General features: G+C 53.8%; 1 protein-coding gene. It reads left to right on the top strand.

Translation table 11 applies throughout. From position 1 onward, the window contains the following. Nucleotides 1-20: 20 nt before the first annotated feature. Nucleotides 21-479, top strand: a complete 459-nt coding sequence (locus RE6C_RS15805) for a hypothetical protein (protein WP_008658055.1) — start codon at nucleotides 21-23, stop codon at nucleotides 477-479. The last annotated feature ends 75 nt before the right edge of the window (nucleotides 480-554 follow it).

The raw sequence follows: 554 nt of genomic DNA, 5'->3' as shown, positions 1-554 counted from the left end.
CCGTTCCCCCACATACTTGAATGACAACCTACCACCGCTACGTGCTGGATGATGCGGCAACCATCTCGCTTCCCGAGTTGGAAACAGCCCTTCGATCCATCGACGATGCCTACCGCTTTGACGGTGAGGCGTTAGTTCGCGGTGACCACGATTGCGCACTTCAAATTGATGTCACGGAACGTGAGTCTGATATTTTTGACGACGACATTGATCTTCTCATTGGCTTCGCGTCAAAGCGACGCGACCGTGATAGGCTGGTCGCGAGACTGAACGGCGGGACTTGCATGGTGACAATGCAAGTCGTCAGCTACTCGGATGAATCAGCGATCGAACATGTTTTTGATACTCTCAGCCGATTGCATTCTGGATTGGCTGTATACGAGGGTGGTATATTCGACACTCCCGAACCGACTCGTCCGTGGATCCAAACAGCGCTCAACGTGGTGCGAGGCATCGGAGGAAATCGGGGGGAACCATGACATGCACGGGAGGACGGCTTGCGCGGTTTTTTGAAGTGGAACGTTTTCCGTCCGTCCCCCGTGATGTCTAACGTT

It is taken from the genome of Rhodopirellula europaea 6C (genome assembly GCF_000338295.1).
Classification (GTDB): Bacteria; Planctomycetota; Planctomycetia; order Pirellulales; family Pirellulaceae; genus Rhodopirellula; species Rhodopirellula europaea.
Note: the sequence above shows the minus strand (reverse complement) of the source record. Positions and strands in the feature narration are given on the sequence as shown.

What these genes read in the sequence shown, in the direction of transcription:
- RE6C_RS15805 (WP_008658055.1), top strand. Translation starts at nt 21, where the DNA reads ATGACAACCTACCACCGCTACGTGCTGGATGATGCGGCAACCATCTCG.